Source organism: Micromonospora sp. NPDC007271 (assembly GCF_040634005.1).
Taxonomy (GTDB): Bacteria; Actinomycetota; Actinomycetes; order Mycobacteriales; family Micromonosporaceae; genus Micromonospora.
This window is the reverse complement of the sequence record NZ_JBEYER010000026.1, coordinates 17,084-36,320: the sequence shown is the minus strand read 5'-3', so window position 1 is coordinate 36,320 and position 19,237 is coordinate 17,084. Positions and strand designations below refer to the sequence as shown.

Below are 19,237 nucleotides of genomic sequence, written 5' to 3'. Positions count from 1 at the left end.
AAGTGAATGCACCTGCCGGGACAGCCGGCACAGGAAAAATACCATCGGGGGAGCCGGCCCGTCCGTCCTCAGTGGTGTCGGGTTCAGGCGTAGTAGCGGAGCAGTTCGCGGCCGAGCACCTTGCCGGTGGCATTGCGCGGCAGGTACTTGACGAAGATCACGTCCCGGGGCACCGAGAAGCGGGCCAGGTAGTGCCGCACGTACTCGCGGACCGCCTCCGGGTCGAGCGTCTCGTCGGGGTGCAGGGCCAGGAACGCGGCGAGCCGCTGGCCGTACTCGGCGTCGGGTACGCCGATCACCGCGACCTCGCGCACCTGGGGCAGCCGGGCGATCAGGTCCTCCACCTCCGCGGGGAAGACGTTCTCACCACCGGAGACGATCATGTCGTCGGCTCGTCCGTCGACGAAGAGCAGGCCCTCGGCGTCCGTCCGGCCCAGGTCGCCGGTGTCGAGCAGGCCGTCGTGGCTCTCCCGGCCGGCCCCCGAGGTGTACCCCTCGAAGAGCATCTCGTTGCCCACGAAGATCCGCCCGACCTGGCCCGGCGGGACCGGCGCGCCGGCCTGGTCCAGGATCGCCAGCCGGGTGCCGTGCGGCGGCCGGCCGGCGGTGGTGGGCGCCCGGCGCAGGTCGGCCGGGCCGGCGATGGACGCCCAGGAGACCTCGGTCGAGCCGTACAGGTTGTAGAGGACGTCGCCGTAGCGGTCCATGACGGCGGTGGCCAGCCCGCCGGGAAGCGCGGAGCCGCTGACCGCGACCACCTTCAGCGGCGGCCGGGGTTCCGGCGGGGGCACCTCCATCAGCCGTTGCAGCATCACCGGTACGGCGAAGAGCGCGTCGCAGGGCTGCCCCGCCAGGGCGGCCAGCGTGGCGGCCGGGTCGAACCGGCGGTGCAGCACGACGGTGGAGCGCAGTGCGAAGGCCACCTGGAGCGCGGCGTACCCCCAGGTGTGGAAGAGCGGCGCGGCGATCAGCACGGTGTCCCGGGCGTGCAGCGGGATCCGGTCGATGATGGACACCAGCGGGCCGAAACCGTTCGGCGTGGGCCGACGGGCGCCCTTGGGCGCCCCGGTGGTGCCGGAGGTGAGGACGATGGTCCGGCCGTCCCGCTCCGGCGGCCGGAGCTGGTCCCCGGGGAGGGCGCCCGCGATCAGCTCCTCCCGGCCGCGTTCGTCGACCCGGTGCACGTCCGCGGGGAGGCCGAGGATCCGCTCGGCGAACTCGGCGTCGTGCACCAGCACCCGCAGCGCCTGCTCCTCGGCCACGGTGGCGAGCTGCGCCGCCGAGAGCCCGGTGTTGACCAGTACGGCGTCCGCGCCGAGCAGCATCGCCGCGACGATCGCCTCGATCATGCCGTGGTGGTTGCGGCAGAGCACGCCGACGCGGTCACCGGCCCGGACGCCGAGCCCGGCCCGCAGCGAGCGGGCCAGCCGTTCGGTCCGGTCCAGCAGCTCCTGGTACGTCAGCGAGCCGCCGTCCTCGTCCACCACGGCGGTGCGCCCCGGGTCCCGCGCGGCGGCCTGGCGCAGTTCACCGGCGAGGCTCCAGCCCCACCTGCGCAGCGCACCGAGCTGGGACGCGACCCGGATCGGGCGGCCCGGGTTGAGCAACCCGCGTCGGGTCAGCGTGGCGACGATGAACGGCAGGTCCAAGCCGCAAGCCTCCTCTCGGTCAGCGGATCTGCATCCCGGAGACGGCCCGGGAGATGACCAGACGCTGGATCTCGGAGGTGCCCTCGAAGATGGTGTAGATCTTGGCGTCCCGGTACCAGCGCTCGACCGGGTGGTCGCGCAGGAAGCCGGCGCCGCCGAGCAGCTGGACCGCCTTCTCGGTGACCGACACGGCCACCTCGCCGGCCTTGAGCTTGGACATCGAGCCCTCGCCGGCGGTGAACGGCCGGTTGTTGCGGCCCATCCAGGAGGCCCGCCACACCAGCAGCCGGGCGGCGTCGATCTCCATCTTCATGTCGGCGAGCGCGAACGCGACCGCCTGGTTCTCGATGATCGGCCGCCCGAACTGGACCCGTTCCTTGGCGTAGTCCAGGGCGTACTCGTAGGCGGCGCGGGCCACGCCGAGCGCCTGGGCGCCGACGGTCGGGCGGGACAGCTCGAAGGTGCGCATCGCCGCCTGGCCCGAGGCGCGCTGCCCGGAGCGGGCCCGGGCGAGCCGTTCCAGCAGGGCTTCTCGCTCGCCGAGCAGGCAGCGACCCGGCACCCGGATGTCGTCGAGGAAGACGTCGGCGGTGTGCGACGCGCGCAGCCCGAGCTTGCGCAGCTTGCGGGTGGCGGTCAGCCCCGGCGTGCCGGGCGGTACGACGAACGCGGCCTGCCCCCGCGAGCCCAGCTCAGGCTCGACGGAGGCGGTGACGACGTGCACCCCGGCGATCCCGCCGTTGGTGGCGTACGCCTTCTGCCCGTTCAGCACCCACTCGTCGGTGGCCTCGTCGTAGACCGCCCGGGTCCGCATCGCCCCGACGTCGGAACCGGCCTCCGGCTCGGTGGTGCAGAAGGCGGCGACCGCCGGCTGGTCGACGTCGCCGAAGCACTGCGGCACCCACTCGACCAGCTGGTCCGGCGTGCCGGCGCCGTAGATGGCGGCGACGGCCAGCGAGGTGCCGAAGATGCTCAACCCGATGCCGGCGTCGCCCCAGAAGAGCTCCTCACTGGCGATCGGCAGCGAGAGGCCGGTGGGATCGGCCCAGCAGGTGGCGAGGAACTCGAAGCCGTACAGCCCGACCTTCGCCGCCTCCTGGATGATCGGCCAGGGCGTCTCCTCGCGGGCGTCCCAGTCGGCCGCGGCCGGGCGCACGACGTCGGCGGCGAAGCCGTGCACCCAGTCGCGGAGATCCCGCTGTTCCTCGTTCAGATCGAGCGAGAACTCGGCCATCTCAGGCCTTGGGGATGTCGAACAGGTTGGCGATGTTGGCGGCGAGGCCCAGGTCCCCCTTGGCCTTGAGCTTGCCGGTCATGAACATCATCACCGGGTTGCCGCCGCCGGACACGATCCTCAGGAAGTCGACCGGACCCATGGTGAGGCTCAGCTTCGGGTCGCGCGTCGGGGTGTCCGAGACGGTGCAGGTGCCGTTCTCGATGACGATCTCGTACGTGTCGGTGCCGCCGTCGGCGCGGCCGGTGATGTTCCAGTGGATGACCGCGTTGGTGGAGCCGGCGCGGTCGGCCCGGAACAGCGACGGCATGCGCTCGAAAACCTCGCTCAGGATCTTGCCGCGCAGGTCGCCGGACATGACCCCGGCGATCTTGTCATCGGGGGTGGACTTGACCAACTGCGCGAACTCCTTCGGGCTGACGTTCGCGAAGTTGGCCGGGTCGAAGTCCGTCATGGGGTTGCACCTCTCGGGGCGGGCCGACTTTGGTTACTCAGGCGTAACCTTACGCAGGAGTAGGTATGCTCGCAAGGTGTCTGGCACGCCCACCTTCAAGCGCCTGCCCCGGGCCGTACGCGAGCAGCAGATGCTGGACGCGGCGGTGCGGGTGTTCTCCCGACGAGGTTTCCATGCGGCCAGCATGGACGAGATCGCCGAAGCCGCCGGCATCTCCAAGCCGATGGTCTACGCGTATCTCGGCACGAAGGAGGAGCTCTTCGTCGCCTGCCTGCACCGGGAGGGCACCCGGTTGATGGCGGCCATCGCCGGGGCGGCCGCCCCCGACCTGCCCGCCGACGAACGACTCTGGCGCGGGCTGCGCGCCTTCTTCACCTTCGTCGGCGCGCACCGGGACGGCTGGGCGGTGCTCTACCGGCAGGCCCGTGGCGAGCGGCCGTTCGCCGCCGAGGTGGCCACCATGCGCGGCCGGCTGGTCGAGGTGGTCGCCGGCATGCTCGACCACGCGCTGCGCGCCAGGGGGCGCGAGGTGGGCGGCACCGACCTGGAGGTGGTCGCGTACGCCCTGGTCGGGGCGAGTGAGTCGCTGGCCGACTGGCTCGCCGACCACCCGGAGGCGGACCCGGAGAAGACCGCCACCCGGATGATGAACGTCGCCTGGCTCGGTGCCGACCAGCTCCTCCGTGGCGTCACCTGGCGCCCGCCTGAGGCGTGAGGAAGGGCCCACTGTCATAAGCAGGCACTGCGGCGCGACCACCGATGGGATCCGGTCCTACCGCATGGCAACCCGTCCCGCCGAGGTGGAGTTCTGAAGGGCATGCGGGTAGACCCCACCTTCGAAACGTTCGTCGAAGGCAGATCCACGGCACTGCTCCGCACCGCGTACCTGCTCACCGGGGACCGCGGGCATGCCGAGGATCTGTTGCAGACAGCGCTGCTGCGCACCGCGCGGCACTGGTCACGGGCGCGGGACGCACCCGAGGCGTACGTGCGCCGAGTGCTGGTGAACCTGTCCCGGGACCGGATCAGATGGCTGTTCCGGCGGCCCCGGGAAGCGCCGATGCCACCGGATCCGGACAGCGTCGTCAACGCCGTCGACGCCGGTTATGAGCAGGTGACCGAGCGCCGAGTGGTGATCAGAGCCCTGGCCAGGCTGCCGATCCGCCAGCGGCAGGTCATCGTGCTGCGCTTCTTCGAGGACCTGTCGGTCGAACAGACCGCGGAGGTGCTCGGCTGCTCCACCGGCACGGTCAAGTCGTACACGTCTCGGGCGCTGGCCAGCCTGCGTGAACTGCTGGCCGGTCAGCACCAGCCCACTTCACTGGAGGCCTTCCATGCCAGTTGATGAGCAGTACGGCCAGCAGCTCGGTGTCCAGCTGCGGCACGAGACGGCGGACGTGCACGCCGCCCCGGACCTGATGCGGAGGCTGCGCGGTCGGCAGGCCCGGCGGAGTTGGGCGATCCGTACCGCGATTGCCACCCCGGTGGCCGCGGCAGCCGCTGCCGCCATCCTGGTGACCATGCCGGGGCAGGGCGCTCCGGACCGGACGCACCAGCCGAACGGTGCTCGGACGCGGATGGAGAACGTCTCCTACGTACAGGAGCAGACCGTCAAGGCGCTGGACCAGGCGTCGCAGTACGTCATCCACGCGAAGAACAGCTACGGGACCGGGCACTACGACGTGTGGATCGACAAGGCCACCCAGCGGTACCGCACCGATGTCTACACGAGCCTGCCCGCTCCCCAGGCACCGGCGCCAGACGGGACAGACCGGATGCCGGAGGCCCCCGGGGAAGAGACGGCCGGCCCGCTTCGCCTCAGCCAGTCCAACAGCGTCGGTGGTCCGAAGGGCAACCGGACCACCATCACCGTCAACTACGACGGCAAGTGGTGGTCGAAGGAGCAAGCCCCCGCTATGAAGCCCACCATCCCGGTCGACATCACCGACGCTGACAGCGTCCGCAAGGCGATCAGTGAGGGCAAGGTGGAACTGCTGGGCAGGGAGAAGGTGGACGGCGTCGAGGCGCTGCACCTGCGGATCGACGGCCCCAACCGGTTGTACCGGATCGACATGTGGGTGGACAGCACCACCTACCTTCCCGTCAAGGAGATCGTGGCCAAGGGGGGCGGGGAGGGGTTTCCGGCCTCGGCCAGGGTGACGACGACGTACACCTGGCTGCCGCGTACCGGGGAGAACCTGGCGCGTCTGGTGCTGACGCCCCCGCCGGGCTTCGTACAGGTGAAGTGAACCGGGTGTGGGGCCGCGCCGATCTGCTGTGAGGCCGGCGCGGGCTCAGCGGCGGGCGGCGGCGCGGGACCGGGAGCGGCGGCGGGCCCAGCGGGCCGCCTCGAACAGCCCGGTGGCCACGAGCGACAGGCCCACCCCGAGGAGCAGGCCCTGGATCGGGTTCTGCTTGAAGGCCAGCCCGCCGAAGTAGCCGAGCAGCCCGCAGTAGAGCGCCCAGGCGGTGCAGGCGAGCACGTCGTACGTCAGGAAACGGCGCAGCGGGTAGCGGACCGCGCCCATGGTCAGGGTGACCGCGGTCCGGCCGCCCGGGACGTACCGGCCGGTGATCAGGATCATCCCGCCACGCCGGTCGACCGCCCGGCGGGCCCACTCGGAGCCCGCCCGCCGGCGGCTGTCGGCGGGCAGCCGGGCCAGCCGGTGCCCGCCGCCGCCGCGCCCGATGGCGTACGAGACGTGGTCGCCGGCCAGCGCGCCGAGCGCGGCGGCCACGATCAGCGCGGCCAGGGCGGGTTCCCCGTCCGCCGCGAAGACCGCGGCGGTGATCACCACCGTCTCGCCGGGCACCGCCGGGAAGAACGCGTCGACCGCGGTGACCACGAAGATCACCAGGTACGCCCACGGCGAGGTCGCCGTCTGCTGCAGCAGGTCGAGCACGTTCCCCATGCCCTCATGCTGGTGCCGCCACATCGGCCGCCGGGCTGAGTTGCGGGATCAGGCGGACACGTGGGTACGGGTGGGCGCGGCCAGCCAGCCCGACGCGACCTTGGCGTCGGCGGTCGGGCCGCGCGAGGCCAGTACCACCGGGACGCCCAGCTCCGAGGCCACCGTCGCCGACCAGTCGGCCGGCGCGTCGTCGTACACCGGGCGGGCCCGCAGCAGGCGGGCGGTGAGTGCGGCCTGCCGGTCCAGGTCGCCGGCCGGCCCCGGGGTGATCCGGTCCAGGGTGTCGTAGCGGCGGCAGATCTGCAGCTCCGGGCCGGCCAGGTCGAGGTGGGTGAGGGCCAGCCCGTCCGCCCCACCGACGACGTCGAGGGCGTACCGGTGGGCGACCGCGTCGAAGTGGCCGAAGCGGAACTGGCCCTGCCAGGGGTTGGTCGGGTTGCGCGGGTCGGTGAAGGGCAGCGCCGGATCCTCGGTGACCAGCGGCCCGGGCCCGTGCCGGGTGGTCGTCACCCGCAGCACCCCGAGCCGCTGCGCCGTGCCGGCCAGGCCCGCCTCGGCGAGCAGCGCCTCGGCGTTCGCGAAGGTGGTCGTGCTCCACGTGGTGTACGGGTGGAAGCCGTGCCACTCGTCCAGCAGCACCCCCTGCGCCCCCTCGAAGACGCAGCTCCCCGCCCGCAGCACCCCGGCCAGGTACGACCGGTCGACGATCGCCACCCGCTCGGCGAAGCCGGCGTACGCGGGCAGGCAGTCGGCGACCGGCCGGGCGTCCAGCGGACCCAGTTCGGCGGTGAGCCGGTCCCGCAGCGCGGTGAGCCGGTGACGCAGCACCGCCGGGCGGCGGCAGTCCGCCACCCGGGGTGCATCGTCGGGGTGGGCGAGGCCGTACGCGACCGCCTCGCCCACCCCCAGCCCGCAGGAGCCGTGCCGGTCGGCTCCCCGGGCGATCTCCCGGGCCCGGTTCGCGGCCCGGTGGTACGGGGTGGCCAGCAGCGCCTCGCCGTCCACCGTCAACCGGTCGAGCGCGTCGGGCACCCCCACCGCCGTGAGGTGGTCGGCCTCGGCGGCCAGCGCCAGCGGGTCCACCACCACGTGCCGCGACAGGTGCGTACGGACCCCGGGGCGGAACGTCCCGGCACCGAACTGCGCGAACGTGTGGTGTCGTCCGTCGCGCAGCACGACGTTGTGCGCCGCCTGCGCGCCCCCGTTGAACCGGACCACCGTGTGCACCGGCCGGCTCGCGCAGAGCCAGTCCACGACGGTGCCCTTGCCGGCGTCGCCGTAGCCGAGGTCGACCACCATCACGTGCTTCACCGCCGGGTGGCCCCGCCTCCGGTGGTGGGTGTGGCGGGCAGCGCCGCCACCGCCCGTCGACCGCGCAGCGGGGCCAGCGCCCGGGAGACCGTGCGGGTGGCCGCCGAGCCGGCCCGGTCCAGGTCGCACAGCCCCTCGTCCAGGTCGATGGCCTGTTCGCCGAGGCCGACGGTGAGCGCGATCGTCTCGCAGGCCGCGTCCAGGTCGTCCAGTTCGACGGCGTTCTGCCCGAGCAGGCCGCGCCAGAAGTTCAGCACCTTGCGGCTGCCGGCGTACGCGCTGCCGGCCGGGAGCAGGTAGTAGGTGTCCCAGCGCCGGGTCACCTCGTCGACGATCTGCCGTACCGGGAGGTCCTCGCGCAGGTCGTCACCGATCAGCCGGCCCACCTCCCGGGCCTTCACCCGCGGGTACGCCAGCTCGTCGCCGATGATGAACAGGTAGCCCCGCCGCCCCCGCTTCTCCCAGCGGTCGGTGGCCGTGTGCCGGGCCATGAAGTACATGGCCAGCTCGTACGACTCGGTCATCTGGCCGCCACCGCCGCCCTCCAGCACGATCCGGCCGAGGTCGTCGTCCATCCGGTTGTCCGACTCGAACTGCCCGATCTGCAACGGCACCCGGTCGCAGGTGGCGTCGCCGATCGCGCCGAACATGATCTGGGGGTCGCGGGCGTACCCCTGGCGCAGCAGCAGGCCGAGCAGCCGCGGCAGCTTGGTCTGGAGCACCCGGGGCACGTGGCCCATCGAGCCGGTCACGTCGAACAGCACCGCGATGGGCGTCGACCGGGGGTGCTCGTCGGAGTCGCGGCTCTCCCGTACCGCCCCGCGCGGGTCGAGCGCCGGGTGCACCCTCCGCGCACCACTGTCGCTGTAGGAGAAGGCGCTCGCGCCGGTGGCCCGGCGCCAGCGGTCGGCGGCGTCGTACACGTCGGTGGACCAGATTCCGCTGCCCATGGCAGCCTCCTAGGGGTTGCGGGTGAAGGGTTGGCGGGTCCTTGCCCCGGTCCTCAGCGGACCGTCTCCTCCCGGGCGGGGCGCAGCAGCGCCGGATGCAGCAGCCGCGCGTCGCCGGCCCGGTAGAGCTTGGCCCGGGGGCCGCCCCGGGCGCCGCCGCGCTCGGTGCTCGCACCGGTGCTCTCCACGAAGCCCGGCACGGAGAGCACCTTGCGGTGGAAGTTGCCGGCGTGCAGGGGGTGCCCCCACACCGTCTCGTAGACGGCCCGCAGCTCGGTGATCGTGAACTCCGGTTCGAGGAAGCGGGTGGCCAGCGGGGTGTACTCCAGCTTCGACCGGGCCCGCTCCAGGCCGTCGTCGATGATCCGGGCGTGGTCGAAGGCGAGCTGCCGGCTGGTCAGCGCGGTCACCGGCAGCCAGGCCGCGTCCTCGGCGTCGGTGCCGGCGGCCGGGTCGGGCAGGTCGGGGGCGAAGGCCAGGTGGGCGACCGAGACGACCCGCATCCGGGGGTCGCGGTCGGGGGAGCCGTAGCTGCCGAGCTGCTCCAGGTGGACGCGGCGCAGCCGATCGCCGCCGAGCCCGGTCTCCTCGGCCAGCTCCCGCCGGGCACCGGCACTCAGGTCCTCGTCCGGCCGGACGAAGCCGCCGGGCAGCGCCCAGTGCCCCTCGTACGGCGGGGCACCCCGGCGGATGAGCAGCAGGTGCAGCGCCCCCTCGCGGATGGTCAGCGCCACCACGTCGACGGTGACCGCGACCGCCGGGTAGTTCCGAGGGTCGTACCCGGCGAGGAAGTCCTGCTCGTTCACGGCATCTATCTCACTCTGAGAACAACTCAATGTGAGAACAACCTAGCGTACGAAGGAGGGAAAGCCAGCCCCCTCTCTCCTCAGCGGACGGTGCCCACCAGCTGCGGTCCGCCGGAGCGCGCGTCGTGCAGGGCGAAATCCCACGTCGTGCCGGTGTTCGTGGCGCTGAAGGCGACCGTGGACGGCAGCGGCACCGGCAGCTTGAACGCCACCTCCACCGTGTACGCCTCCGGCAGCCGGCCCGCCAGCGCGGCCAGGCAGCGGGCCTTGCTCCACATGCCGTGCGCGATCGGGCGGGGGAAGCCGAACAGCCGTGCCCCGAGCCGGGAGGTGTGGATCGGGTTGTGGTCGCCGGAGACCCGCGCGTAGTCGGTCCCCACCCGCGGCGTCACCCGCCAGTGCGCGGAGGCGGCCGGCGGGGTCGGGCGGTCACCCCGGTCGCGCCGCGGGCCGCCGCCCGCCTGGCGCTCCTTCCCGAGGTACGTCGAGACGCCGCGCCAGACCTCCTCGCCGCCGATCGAGCCGACCAGCACCACGTCGAGCTGCCGGCCCCGCTCGTGCGGGCGCAGATTCTCCGCGTACGTGTGGAAGTCCAGCATCTCGCCGGCCTCGATTGGCCGGTGCACGGTGATCCGGTTCGCCACGTGCACCACCCCGGTCAACGGGATGGGGAACTCCGCCGCCGTCATCAGCCGCAGTGCCAGCGGAAAGCCCACCACGTGCGGGTACGTGGCCGGCAGCCGGTCGGCGAGCCGGAAACCGCAGACCCGGTCGTAGTCGGCCAGGTGCGTCCGGTCGACGGTCACCCCGCTGACGCCCAGTTCCACCTCGGGCAGCTCCGGCCCGCGTCGCCCGCCCAGGCCGGGCAGCGTCCCGAGCAGGGCGCGCCGGTAGAGCGCGCCGGCCGACGGCATCCGGGGCAGGTCGATCCGTACCCGCTCCCCGGTGGCCCCGGCCGCCGGGCGGACGGCCGTCCCGGCGACCGCCGACAGGTCCCGGGTGACCGCCGCGGCCGGCCCGGACAGGTCGCGGGTGGCGCCGGCGGCCGGTCCGGGCAGGTCGCGGGCGACGCCGGCGGTCAGGCCGGCCAGATCCTGTGTCTTGTCGGTGGACGGTCCCGGCCCGCCGCCGGTCGTGGCCACGGCGTCCCGGGCCGCGGTGAGATCCTGGGTCGGGCCCTCGATCAGCTCGTGCACCGACAGCTCCTCGGCCGGCTCCTCCGCCCGCCGCTGCTTCCGCCGCGCCATCAGGCCCCCAACAGGCTCTGGCCGCAGACCCGGACGAGGTTGCCGCTGACCGCACCGGTCGCCGGCCAGGCCAGCCAGCCGATCGTCTCGGCCACGTCCACCGGCAGGCCGCCCTGGGCCATGCTGTTCATCCGCCGGCCCGCCTCCCGGATCATCACCGGCATCCGGGCGGTCAGCCGGGTCTCGATGAACCCGGGCGCGACCGCGTTGAGGCTGATGCCGCGCTCACGCAGCAACGGGGCGAGCGAGTCGACCAGGCCGATCACGCCGGCCTTGCTGGTCGCGTAGTTGGTCTGCCCCCGGTTGCCGGCGATGCCGGCGATCGAGGAGACCGAGACGATCCGCCCGCCGGCCGGGATCAGGTCGCGCGCCAGCAGCACGTCGTTGATCCGCTCCTGGCTGGAGAGGTTCACGTCGATGACCGAGTCCCACCGGTCGGCGTCCATCCGGCCGAGGGTCTTGTCCCGGGTGATCCCGGCGTTGTGCACCACCACGTCGACCCGGCCGTGCCGGCTGGCCAGGTGCTCGGCCAGCCGGGCCGGGGCGTCCGGCGCGGTCAGGTCGAGCTGAACCGCGCTGCCGCCGATCTCGTTCACGACCGCGGCCAGCGCGTCCCCGGCGGCGGGCACGTCCAGCGCCACGACCCGGGCGCCGTCCCGGGCGAGCACCCCGGCGAGCGCGGCGCCGATGCCCCGCGCCGCCCCGGTGACCAGGACGACCTGCCCGTCCAGCGGCCGGTCCCAGTCGGCCGGCGCGGTGGCGGCGCCGGTGCCGACCCGGATCACCTGCCCCGACACGTACGCGGACCGCCCGGAGAGCAGGAAGCGCAGGGTGGACTCCAGGCTGACCGGGGTGCCGGCGTCCCCGCCCGGCGTGACGTACACGAGCTGGGCGGTGACGCCCCGGCCGAACTCCTTGCCGATGCTGCGGGTCAGCCCTTCCAGGGCGCGTTGCGCGGTCGCCTCGCGGGGCGAGCCGCACTCGGCGGGCGGGGTGCCGAGCACGATCACCCGGCCGCTGGGCAGCAGGGCGCGGGCCTGCGGGTGGAAGAAGTCGTAGAGCTGGCGCAGCCCGGTGGAGTCGCTGATGCCGGTGGCGTCGTACACCAGGGCGGCGAAGCGCGACGCGGCGCCGGTGCCGGCGGCCGGGTCGGCCAGCTCGACCCCGGCGGCGGTCAGGATCTTGCCCACCGGCTCGGCGAGCCGGCCGCCGGTCGCGGAGCTGAGCAGGACCGGCCCGGGAACGAGCGGGTCGCCGGGCGTGTGTCGGCGCAGTCGGGGCGGGTCGGGCAGCCCGAGGCGCTTGACCAGCGCGCGACCGGCCCCCGTTTGGACGAAGCTCGCGTACCTGTCGGTCATAGGCGTAGCCTACTGGCGAGTAGGGTTCGGGCAACAGCTTCGAGGAGGCCGATCGTGCAGAGTGTCCGGCGGGTCGCGGTCATCGGCGGCAACCGCATCCCCTTCGCCCGGTCCAACTCGCGCTACGCGCAGGCGTCCAACGCCGACCTGCTGGGCGCGGCGCTGGACGGCCTGGTCGCCCGGTTCGGCCTGGCCGGGCAGCGGATCGGCGAGGTGGTCGCCGGGGCGGTGCTCAAGCACTCCCGGGACTTCAACCTCAGCCGCGAGGTGGTGCTCGGCTCGAAGCTCGACCCGCACACCCCGGCGTACGACATCCAGCAGGCCTGCGGCACCGGGCTGGAAGCCGCCATCCTGGTCGCCAACAAGATCGCGCTCGGGCAGCTCGAGGTGGGCATCGCCGGCGGGGTGGACACCACCTCGGACGCGCCGCTGGCCCTCAACGAGGACCTGCGCCGGACCCTGCTCCAGCTCAACTCCGCCCGGACCCTCGGCGAGCGGCTGAAGATCGCCGCCAAGCTCCGCCCGCACCAGCCGTTCAAGCCGGAGATCCCGCGCAACGCGGAGCCGCGTACCGGGCTGTCCATGGGGGAGCACGCGGCGCGGACGGCGCTGCGCTGGCACATCGACCGGCAGGCCCAGGACGAGCTGGCGCTCCGCTCGCACCAGCGGCTCGCCGCCGCGTACGAGAAGGGGTTCTTCGACGACCTGATGACCCCCTACCTCGGGCTGACCCGGGACCAGAATCTCCGCCCGGACACCAGCCTGGAGAAGCTCCGCTCGCTGAAGCCGGTCTTCGGCACGAAGGGTCCGGACGCCGAGCAGGCCACCATGACCGCGGGCAACTCGTCCCCGCTCACCGACGGCGCCTCGACCGTGCTGCTGGCCTCCGAGGAGTGGGCGCGCGAGCACCAGTTGCCGGTGCTGGCCTGGTTCTCCTGGTCGGAGACCGCCGCGGTCGACTTCGTCCACGGCGACGAGGGTCTGCTGATGGCCCCCGCGTACGCGGTCCCCCGGATGCTGGCCCGGGCCGGCCTGACCCTGCAGGACTTCGACTTCTACGAGATCCACGAGGCGTTCGCCGCGCAGGTGCTGGCCACCCTGGCCGCCTGGGAGTCGCCTGAGTTCTGCAAGGAACGGCTGGGCCTGGACGGGCCGCTCGGCTCGATCGACCGGGACAAGCTCAACGTCAACGGTTCCTCGCTGGCCGCCGGGCACCCGTTCGCGGCCACCGGCGGCCGGATCGTGGCCACTCTGGCCAAGCTGCTCGCCGAGAAGGGGAGCGGACGCGGACTCATCTCCATCTGTGCGGCGGGCGGCCAGGGTGTGACGGCGATCCTGGAGCGCTGAGCACGCTGCGCGGTCGGTGGCGCCGGCCGGGGCGACTGCTGTGGACAGGCAGCGAGTCGTTTACGACATCAGGTCGATAGTCACCGAGACGTGGACAGCCACGTCGCCGCGCCGGCCCCCGGGCCCCGCCAGCCGCCCGACCAGCGGCGGAGCCGGGTCGAACGGCGGGGCGGGGGCCAGGCAACCAAGCGGAGGTCAGGCAACCAGAGTGATGGCCTGGCCCGGCCCCGTCACGCGGTAGTGCCGCCGTCGATCGCGATCGACGCGCCGGTGATCTGTCGGCCACCCTCGCCCACCAGGTGGCTGACCGTCGCCGCCACGTCGGCCGGCGTCCCGTACCGGCCGAGGGCGATGTGCGACCGCTGCTTGTCGGAGGTGGCGCCGTCCGACGGGTTCATGTCGGTGTCGGTGGAACCGGGCAGGATCAGGTTGACGGTGATCCCGCGCGGGCCGAGTTCCCGGGCGAGGGCCCTGGTCAGGCCGTTGACCGCGCTCTTGGTCATGGCGTAGACGCTGACTCCCGGGTCCGGGACGCGGCTGGCGAAGCTGCTGCCGATGTTGACGATCCGTCCGCCGTCGCCCATGTGGCGTACCGCCGCCTGGGTCGCCAGGAACGCCCCGCGTACGTGCACGGCGATGGCCAGGTCGAGGTCGTCGAGGCTGACCTTGTCGATCGGGCCGGCCGAGAAGACGCCGGCGTTGTTGACCAGGATGTCCAGGCGTCCCAGTTCCGTGACGGTCTGCTCGACCGCGTCGGCCACCGCCGTACCGTCGGCGCTGTCGGCCCGGATGGCCAGGCCGGTGCGGCCGTAGGACTCGATGTCGGTGACCACGGCCTTGGCGCTGTCCTCCGCCTCACGGTAGGTGAAGGCGACGTGGGCTCCGTCTGCGGCCAGGCGGCGTACGACCGCGGCACCGATACCGCGGCTCCCGCCGGTGACCAGGGCGACCTTGCCGGTGAGTGTGGACACGCTTCCCCAATCCTGTCGGTCGAGTCAGGAGGATGGTCACCCTATCCGGTACCGGGGGCGCCGCTTGCCGACCATCCTTACCGTGAACGCCAGTCCGCCCGGACGTCATCGACGGCGGCACCCATGAGGGAGTGGTCATGTCCGGTCAAGCTGTGCTCCGTACCACCGTCGTCGCCCTGGCCGCCGCGCTGGCGGTCGCCGGCTGCGGCCCCAGCGGTGAGAAGGCCACCGAGTCCAGCGCCACCGGGGCCGCCGGCGACGCGACGACGGCCCAGTCCACCGCGCCGGTCACCGACGCGACGACGGCCGAGTCCGCCGCGCCCGTCACCGACGCGACGACGAGCGGCGGCGGGTCGACCGGCGGCGGCACCGGCAGCAACGGTGGGCAGTCCGGCAGCAAGCCGGCGACGAACTCCTCGAAGGCGGCCGGACCCGACATCGCCTTCTTCCGGGTGGCCCAGAAGCCGTCCTGCCCGTCAGGGACCAACCGCAACCCGATCGAGGGAAGGCCGGTCGTCCTGGAGTGGAAGGCCAGCAATATCGACTCCGTCGCCCTCTCCGTCGACGGCCCGGGCGTGTACGAGGGCAACCTCCCGCCCGCCGGCAGCAAGGAGCTGAACTTCCCCTGCTCCGGGGCCGAGGGTGACGTCCAGCGGCACACCTACCTGCTGACGGTCACCAATGCCCAGGGCAGCCAGAAGAAGACCGTCGTGGTGACCGCCACGGTGCACGAGATCAAGCAGGTGGGGTAGCCCGGCGACCCATGCCGATGGGGCCCGGACCAGTACGAAAGAATGAGGTACGTGACGACGATCCCGAACGTGCTCGCCCACCGGTACGCCTCGCCCGAGCTGGTCGCCCTCTGGTCGCCGGAGGAGAAGGTACGGATGGAGCGGCGGCTCTGGCTCGCCGTGCTGAAGGCCCAGCGGGACCTCGGCGTCCCGGTGCCGGACGGGGTGGTCGAGGCGTACGAGCGGGTGGTCGACGCCGTCGACCTGGACTCGATCGCGGCGCGGGAGCGGGTCACCCGGCACGACGTGAAGGCCCGGATCGAGGAGTTCAGCGCGCTCGCCGGGCACGAGCACGTGCACAAGGGGATGACCTCCCGGGATCTCACCGAGAACGTCGAGCAGCTTCAGGTCCGCCGATCGCTGGAGCTGATCCGGGACCGGGTGGTCGCCACCCTGGCCCGGCTCGCCTGGCACGCCCACGAGTACTCCGGCCTGGTGATGACCGGCCGGTCGCACAACGTCGCGGCGCAGGCCACCACGCTGGGCAAGCGGTTCGCCTCGGCCGCGGAGGAGCTGCTCATCGCGTACGAGCGGCTGGCCGACCTGATCGACTGGTATCCGCTGCGCGGCATCAAGGGCCCGGTGGGCACCGCCGCCGACCAGCTCGACCTCTTCGACGGCGACGCCGAGAAGGTGGCCGAGCTGGAGCGCCGGGTGGCCGAGCACCTCGGGTTCAGTCGGGTGCTGGACAGCGTCGGCCAGGTCTACCCGCGCTCGATCGACCTGGCGGTGCTCTCCGCGCTGGCCCAGGTCGCCGCCGCGCCGTCGTCGCTGGCCACCACGATCCGGCTGATGGTCGGCCAGGAACTGGTCACCGAGGGCTTCAAGCCCGGCCAGGTGGGCTCGAGCGCGATGCCGCACAAGATGAACACCCGCTCGTCCGAGCGGGTGAACGGCTTCGCCGTGATCATCCGCGGCTACCTGTCGATGGTCGGGGAGCTGGCCGGCGACCAGTGGAACGAGGGGGACGTCTCCTGCTCGGTGGTGCGCCGGGTGGCCCTGCCGGACGCGTTCTTCGCCGCCGACGGACTGTTCCAGACCTTCCTCACCGTGCTCGACGAGTTCGGCCCGTACCCGGCGGTGATCAACCGGGAGCTGGAGCGCTTCCTTCCGTTCCTGGCGACCACCAAGATCCTGGTCGCGGCGGTCCGGCGGGGCGTCGGCCGGGAGGTCGCGCATGAGGTGATCAAGGAGCACGCGGTCGCGGTGGCGCTGGCCATGCGGGAGAAGGGCGCCGCCGAGAACGACCTGTTCGACCGCCTCGCCGCGGACGGTCGCCTCGGCCTGAGCCGCGCCGAGATCGACGCACTGGTCGCCGACCGCAACGCCTTCGTGGGCGCGGCCGGCGCCCAGGTCGACCGGGTGACGGCCCGGATCGCCAAGATCGTAGAAGTCCACCCCCACGCGGCGGCCTACTCCCCACCCCCCATCCTCTGACCCCGGCCTCCGACGTCTGGTTGATCAAGGGGTTTGCGTCCGAGTTGATCTCTTCGTGGACGCAAACCCCTTGATCAACGCCGTGGGGCGGCGGGCGGGCTCGGCCGAGGGTCAGGAGTCGCGGGTGGGGGTCTCGGCGGCGGAGCTGAGGTCGGGGGCGCTGGGCGGTTCGGCGACGCCGCCGGGGGCGGACGCGATCTCCGGCTCGTGTGCCGTGTCGGCCGCGACGAGGGGCTGGTCGGGGGGCATGACCTCCGGCGTCTTGGGTACGACGATCACCGCCGTGCCGTACGCGCAGATCTCCATCCACATCTCGCCGCAGTCCCGGCTGTCGAAGCGCATGCCGATCACCGCGTTCGCGCCGAGCCGCTGGGCCTCCTCGCCCAGTCGCGCCACCGAGTCCGTACGCCAGCGGGTTAGGTTGTCCGGTGCCATCGGGTCGTACGCGCCACCGCGGAGGTTCTTGACGCCCTCGCGGTACGGGTTGCGCGTCCTCGCCATCGAGGACACCACTTCGCCGAGGATCTGGCGGATCTCGTAGCCGGGCAGTTGATCCGTCGTCACGACCAGCACGATTCCGATGCTGTCAGTCGGACGGCTACCCGAACGTCTGCCGTGGTCACCTGATCGGATGCTGCGAAACGGGTCGGCGCGGACGGCCGGCGCTGAGCCGACCATCCGCGCCGCGGACGGTGTCAATCGGCCGACACGACCCAGAAGGGGTGTCGAGGGGCCGGACGGTCAGACACCGGCCACCGAGGTGATCCAGGACCGGCTGGACGCCACGCTGGCGTAGTTCTGGATGCTCTGGCCGTCGGCGGTCGACGCGACCCCGACCTGGACCCCGTTGTAGAACTGGGGGCCACCCGAGTCGCCCTTCCACGCGTTGCCGTTGATCCGGCTGCTGCGGATGGCCGGCCCGCCGTACGCGTCGGTGGCGCTGTTGCTGGTCACCTGGACGGTGGCGGTCTTCAGCTGGCTCGACGGGGAGCAGCCGCTGTAGCAGGTCATGCCCCAGCCGTAGATCGAGTTGGTCGAGCCGACCGGCGGGTTGCTGCTGGCCAGCGAGACGGCGGACGTGCTCACCGGGCTGGAGAGCTGCATCAGCGCGAGGTCGTAGCGGGTGTAGGTGGCGCTGACGGTGCGGGTGGTGCCGCCCGAGGCGTAGTAGACGCTGCCGACCCGGACGGACATGCTGCCGCTGATGCAGTGCCGGGCGGTGAGCACCCACGACGAGGCGATCACGCTGCCGGAGCAGGTGAACGAGCCGTTGCTGAAGACCGCGGCGGCCCAGGGCGCCGACGAGACGGTGCCGCCGCCGATGATGTACGGGCTGACGGGGGCGGCGACGGCGCCGCTGGCGGCACCCATGACGCCCACGAGGGCGGTGCCGAGCACGGCGAGCAGGGAACGGATACGCATCGGGGACTCCTTGCCTCACGGACCCGGGATCGCCGGGTCGATCGAGCCGGTGGGGGTCGCGGGTCACCCGCCGGCCAAGCATCGAGCTTCGTCGATGTAGAGTAGGGGTCATCCGTGGTCGTGGCAAGGGTCTGATCGAGACTACTCGATGTAACGATTTGGCGTCCTCGGGCGCGGCGAACTCCCTGCTCCGGCACGTTTCGGCACAGCCGGGACATCCCGCGTTCCCGCACCCCGCCAGCAATGTCGGTCCGTGTCCGAACTGCCCCCGGCCGGTTCGGCCGAGGCGGAATCTGCCAGGTAGGCTGGCTGCGCTCGCCCGTTGTGGGTCGGCACCCAACTGCGTACACAGTCAGGAGTGCCCAGTGCCTCGCGTCGTCGTCGACGTCATGCTCAAGCCCGAGATCCTCGATCCGCAGGGCCAGGCCGTCGCAAACGCGCTGCCCCGGCTCGGCGTCAGCGACGTCGCCTCGGTCCGGATCGGCAGGCGGATCGAGATCGAGTTCACCGGTGAACCGGACCTGGACCGGGCCCGGGAGATCGCCGACAAGCTGCTCGCCAACCCGGTCATCGAGGACTTCACCGTCCGCCTGGCCGAGACCGACGAGACCGTGGACGCGCACCGGTGACCGCCCGGGTCGGTGTGGTGACCTTCCCCGGCTCGCTCGACGACGGGGACGCGGCCCGAGCCGTCCGGATCTCCGGCGCCGAGCCGGTCCGGTTGTGGCACGGCGACCCGGCGCTGCACGGGGTGGACGCGGTCGTCCTGCCCGGCGGCTTCTCCTACGGTGACTACCTGCGCTGCGGCGCCATCGCCCGGTTCGCCCCGGTGATGGAGACGATCGTGGACGCGGCCCGGGGCGGCCTGCCGGTGCTCGGCATCTGCAACGGCTTCCAGATCCTCTGCGAGGCCCACCTGCTGCCCGGCGCGCTCACCCGTAACCAGCACCTGCACTTCCGTAACCGGGATCAGGTCCTCCGCATCGAGGCCGTCGGCACCGCCTGGACCAACGCGTTCCAGTCGGGCCAGGAGGTGTTGATCCCGGTCAAGAACGGCGAGGGCTGCTACGTCGCCGACCCGGCGACCCTGGACCGGCTGGAGGCCGAGGGCCGGGTCGTCGCCCGCTACGTCGGCGGCAACCCGAACGGATCGCAGCGCGACATCGCCGCGATCACCAACGAGGCCGGCAACGTGGTCGGCATCATGCCGCATCCCGAGCACGCGGTGGAGGCGCTCACCGGCCCCTCCCTCGACGGTCTCGGCTTCTTCACCTCGGTGCTCAAGCACCTGGTGGGGGCCCCGGCGTGACCGTGCGCGGCGGGATCATCGGTAGGCTCCCCCGCCCCT

Annotated in this window: 20 protein-coding genes; 8 read left to right on the top strand and 12 right to left on the bottom strand. The window is 72.6% G+C overall.

The features are described 5' to 3' along the window. Window positions 1-83 precede the first annotated feature (83 nt). From ABZ570_RS12250 to ABZ570_RS12240, 3 genes are read right to left on the bottom strand one after another with little or no spacing between them, the layout of a single operon-like run. On the bottom strand, window positions 84-1,649 hold the full coding sequence (locus ABZ570_RS12250) for an AMP-binding protein (RefSeq protein ID WP_358061031.1): 1,566 nt from the start codon (window positions 1,647-1,649) through the stop codon (window positions 84-86). 19 nt (window positions 1,650-1,668) lie between these two features. Then, complete coding sequence (locus ABZ570_RS12245; protein WP_358061028.1) at window positions 1,669-2,883, bottom strand: acyl-CoA dehydrogenase family protein; 1,215 nt, start codon at window positions 2,881-2,883, stop codon at window positions 1,669-1,671. Window position 2,884: 1 nt separating this feature from the next. After that, entirely contained in the window at window positions 2,885-3,337 is a 453-nt protein-coding gene (locus ABZ570_RS12240) for an SCP2 sterol-binding domain-containing protein (RefSeq protein WP_358061025.1), read from the bottom strand. Window positions 3,338-3,413: 76 nt separating this feature from the next. Between ABZ570_RS12240 and ABZ570_RS12235 the strand changes: the two genes are divergently transcribed. From ABZ570_RS12235 to ABZ570_RS12225, 3 genes are all read left to right on the top strand, one after another. Continuing rightward, a complete protein-coding gene (locus ABZ570_RS12235) occupies window positions 3,414-4,052 on the top strand; it encodes a TetR/AcrR family transcriptional regulator (RefSeq protein WP_358061022.1) in 639 nt (212 codons plus the stop codon). 102 nt (window positions 4,053-4,154) lie between these two features. Next, window positions 4,155-4,682: a SigE family RNA polymerase sigma factor gene (locus ABZ570_RS12230; RefSeq protein WP_358061019.1), complete on the top strand. Its 528-nt coding sequence runs from the start codon at window positions 4,155-4,157 to the stop codon at window positions 4,680-4,682. Further along, window positions 4,672-5,586: a hypothetical protein gene (locus ABZ570_RS12225; RefSeq protein ID WP_358061016.1), complete on the top strand. Its 915-nt coding sequence runs from the start codon at window positions 4,672-4,674 to the stop codon at window positions 5,584-5,586. The genes ABZ570_RS12230 and ABZ570_RS12225 overlap by 11 nt, the downstream gene beginning before the upstream one ends. Window positions 5,587-5,631: 45 nt before the next feature. On the opposite strand, the gene ABZ570_RS12220 is transcribed toward ABZ570_RS12225, so the two are convergent. From ABZ570_RS12220 to ABZ570_RS12195, 6 genes are all read right to left on the bottom strand, one after another. After that, the gene (locus ABZ570_RS12220; RefSeq protein ID WP_358061013.1) at window positions 5,632-6,249 is read right to left on the bottom strand and encodes a DedA family protein; all 618 of its coding nucleotides are present in this window, start codon (window positions 6,247-6,249) and stop codon (window positions 5,632-5,634) included. Between the two features lie 48 nt (window positions 6,250-6,297). Then, window positions 6,298-7,560, bottom strand: a complete 1,263-nt coding sequence (locus ABZ570_RS12215) for an adenylosuccinate synthetase (RefSeq protein WP_358061010.1) — start codon at window positions 7,558-7,560, stop codon at window positions 6,298-6,300. Beyond that, window positions 7,557-8,510 (bottom strand): hypothetical protein, encoded by a 954-nt coding sequence (locus ABZ570_RS12210; protein WP_358061007.1) that lies wholly within the window; start codon window positions 8,508-8,510, stop codon window positions 7,557-7,559. The genes ABZ570_RS12215 and ABZ570_RS12210 overlap by 4 nt, the downstream gene beginning before the upstream one ends. Window positions 8,511-8,563: 53 nt before the next feature. Continuing rightward, window positions 8,564-9,316, bottom strand: a complete 753-nt coding sequence (locus tag ABZ570_RS12205) for an NUDIX domain-containing protein (protein ID WP_358061004.1) — start codon at window positions 9,314-9,316, stop codon at window positions 8,564-8,566. Window positions 9,317-9,396: 80 nt separating this feature from the next. Then, on the bottom strand, window positions 9,397-10,230 hold the full coding sequence (locus tag ABZ570_RS12200) for a MaoC/PaaZ C-terminal domain-containing protein (RefSeq protein WP_358061136.1): 834 nt from the start codon (window positions 10,228-10,230) through the stop codon (window positions 9,397-9,399). A 332-nt stretch (window positions 10,231-10,562) separates the two neighbouring features. Further along, entirely contained in the window at window positions 10,563-11,921 is a 1,359-nt protein-coding gene (locus ABZ570_RS12195) for a 3-oxoacyl-ACP reductase (RefSeq protein WP_358061002.1), read from the bottom strand. Window positions 11,922-11,975: 54 nt separating this feature from the next. On the opposite strand from ABZ570_RS12195, the gene ABZ570_RS12190 reads away from it, so the two are divergent. Next, window positions 11,976-13,268 (top strand): acetyl-CoA C-acetyltransferase, encoded by a 1,293-nt coding sequence (locus ABZ570_RS12190; protein ID WP_358060999.1) that lies wholly within the window; start codon window positions 11,976-11,978, stop codon window positions 13,266-13,268. A gap of 230 nt (window positions 13,269-13,498) precedes the next feature. Here the strand turns inward: ABZ570_RS12190 and ABZ570_RS12185 are convergent, their stop codons facing one another. Continuing rightward, the gene (locus ABZ570_RS12185; RefSeq protein WP_358060996.1) at window positions 13,499-14,239 is read right to left on the bottom strand and encodes a 3-oxoacyl-ACP reductase family protein; all 741 of its coding nucleotides are present in this window, start codon (window positions 14,237-14,239) and stop codon (window positions 13,499-13,501) included. A 137-nt stretch (window positions 14,240-14,376) separates the two neighbouring features. On the opposite strand from ABZ570_RS12185, the gene ABZ570_RS12180 reads away from it, so the two are divergent. Beyond that, a complete protein-coding gene (locus ABZ570_RS12180; protein ID WP_358060993.1) occupies window positions 14,377-14,991 on the top strand; it encodes a hypothetical protein in 615 nt (204 codons plus the stop codon). A 51-nt stretch (window positions 14,992-15,042) separates the two neighbouring features. Further along, on the top strand, window positions 15,043-16,467 hold the full coding sequence (gene purB, locus ABZ570_RS12175; RefSeq protein WP_358060990.1) for an adenylosuccinate lyase: 1,425 nt from the start codon (window positions 15,043-15,045) through the stop codon (window positions 16,465-16,467). Window positions 16,468-16,578: 111 nt separating this feature from the next. On the opposite strand, the gene ABZ570_RS12170 is transcribed toward purB, so the two are convergent. Together ABZ570_RS12170 and ABZ570_RS12165 are read right to left on the bottom strand one after the other, a co-directional pair. Further along, on the bottom strand, window positions 16,579-17,145 hold the full coding sequence (locus ABZ570_RS12170) for a YbjQ family protein (RefSeq protein ID WP_358060987.1): 567 nt from the start codon (window positions 17,143-17,145) through the stop codon (window positions 16,579-16,581). Between the two features lie 63 nt (window positions 17,146-17,208). Then, window positions 17,209-17,889, bottom strand: coding sequence for a DUF1986 domain-containing protein (locus tag ABZ570_RS12165; RefSeq protein ID WP_358060984.1), 681 nt, complete (start codon window positions 17,887-17,889; stop codon window positions 17,209-17,211). A 365-nt stretch (window positions 17,890-18,254) separates the two neighbouring features. Here ABZ570_RS12165 and purS point away from each other — a divergent pair, with 365 nt between their 5' ends. Together purS and purQ are read left to right on the top strand one after the other, a co-directional pair. Beyond that, on the top strand, window positions 18,255-18,518 hold the full coding sequence (gene purS, locus ABZ570_RS12160) for a phosphoribosylformylglycinamidine synthase subunit PurS (RefSeq protein ID WP_358060981.1): 264 nt from the start codon (window positions 18,255-18,257) through the stop codon (window positions 18,516-18,518). Then, window positions 18,515-19,198 carry a phosphoribosylformylglycinamidine synthase subunit PurQ gene (gene purQ / locus ABZ570_RS12155; RefSeq protein WP_358060978.1) on the top strand — a complete coding sequence of 228 codons (684 nt, stop codon included), beginning with the start codon at window positions 18,515-18,517 and terminating at the stop codon, window positions 19,196-19,198. Before purS ends, purQ begins: the two co-directional genes overlap by 4 nt. Window positions 19,199-19,237 lie beyond the last annotated feature (39 nt).

Coding starts and splice junctions, on each gene's coding strand:
- ABZ570_RS12245 (WP_358061028.1), bottom strand. CDS start 2,883: ATGGCCGAGTTCTCGCTCGATCTGAACGAGGAACAGCGGGATCTCCGC.
- ABZ570_RS12240 (WP_358061025.1), bottom strand. CDS start 3,337: ATGACGGACTTCGACCCGGCCAACTTCGCGAACGTCAGCCCGAAGGAG.
- ABZ570_RS12230 (WP_358061019.1), top strand. CDS start 4,155: ATGCGGGTAGACCCCACCTTCGAAACGTTCGTCGAAGGCAGATCCACG.
- ABZ570_RS12195 (WP_358061002.1), bottom strand. CDS start 11,921: ATGACCGACAGGTACGCGAGCTTCGTCCAAACGGGGGCCGGTCGCGCG.
- ABZ570_RS12180 (WP_358060993.1), top strand. CDS start 14,377: ATGTCCGGTCAAGCTGTGCTCCGTACCACCGTCGTCGCCCTGGCCGCC.
- ABZ570_RS12225 (WP_358061016.1), top strand. CDS start 4,672: ATGCCAGTTGATGAGCAGTACGGCCAGCAGCTCGGTGTCCAGCTGCGG.
- ABZ570_RS12220 (WP_358061013.1), bottom strand. CDS start 6,249: ATGGGGAACGTGCTCGACCTGCTGCAGCAGACGGCGACCTCGCCGTGG.
- ABZ570_RS12165 (WP_358060984.1), bottom strand. CDS start 17,889: ATGCGTATCCGTTCCCTGCTCGCCGTGCTCGGCACCGCCCTCGTGGGC.
- ABZ570_RS12170 (WP_358060987.1), bottom strand. CDS start 17,145: ATGGTCGGCTCAGCGCCGGCCGTCCGCGCCGACCCGTTTCGCAGCATC.
- ABZ570_RS12210 (WP_358061007.1), bottom strand. CDS start 8,510: ATGGGCAGCGGAATCTGGTCCACCGACGTGTACGACGCCGCCGACCGC.
- ABZ570_RS12200 (WP_358061136.1), bottom strand. CDS start 10,230: ATGCCGTCGGCCGGCGCGCTCTACCGGCGCGCCCTGCTCGGGACGCTG.